The sequence below is a fragment of the Thermococcus sp. 21S9 genome (genome assembly GCF_012027635.1).
In the GTDB taxonomy this organism is placed as follows: domain Archaea; phylum Methanobacteriota_B; class Thermococci; order Thermococcales; family Thermococcaceae; genus Thermococcus.
On record NZ_SNUS01000045.1, the window covers coordinates 1 to 429 of the forward strand.

Consider the following 429-nt stretch of genomic DNA (forward strand, 5'->3'; position numbering starts at 1 on the left):
GGCAAAGAGAAAGTGGAGATACTCAGAAGTGATGAAGAAAAGATTATTGAGCTTCTGAAAAACGGACCGGTTTTGCAGAGTGAACTCGTTAAGAGGCTTGGTGTCTCCAAAGCAAAAGTTAGCCTTCTTCTAAAAGATATGGAGAAAAAGGGACTAATTGAGCGTGTTAAAGAAGGGAGAAGCTATCTCGTTAAGCTCAAAGAAAGCTAAGGTTTATAAGCGATAAAAATCAGCTTATAAAACTGCGAGGTGAAGAAGATGGAGTTTGAATGTCCAGAATGTGGGAGCGAAAATGTTGAAGTGATTAAAGAGAGAGGAAGAGAAGTTACACTTAAGTGTCTTGACTGCGGCAACGTCTGGATACTCACTTTGCCAAAGCTTGTGAAGATTCCTCTCATTGTTAGCAAGCACGAGAGAAGCTTCAAAGCT

At 40.6% G+C, this 429-nt stretch carries 2 protein-coding genes; both read left to right on the forward strand.

Features of this window, described 5'->3' with window-relative positions; genetic code table 11:
* Window positions 1-210, forward strand: a 210-nt coding sequence (locus E3E28_RS10875; RefSeq protein WP_167915463.1) for a MarR family transcriptional regulator, incomplete at its 5' end; no start/stop codon positions are given.
* Window positions 211-258: 48 nt separating this feature from the next.
* On the forward strand, window positions 259-429 hold a 171-nt coding region (locus E3E28_RS10880), incomplete at its 3' end, for an HVO_0476 family zinc finger protein (protein WP_277346791.1).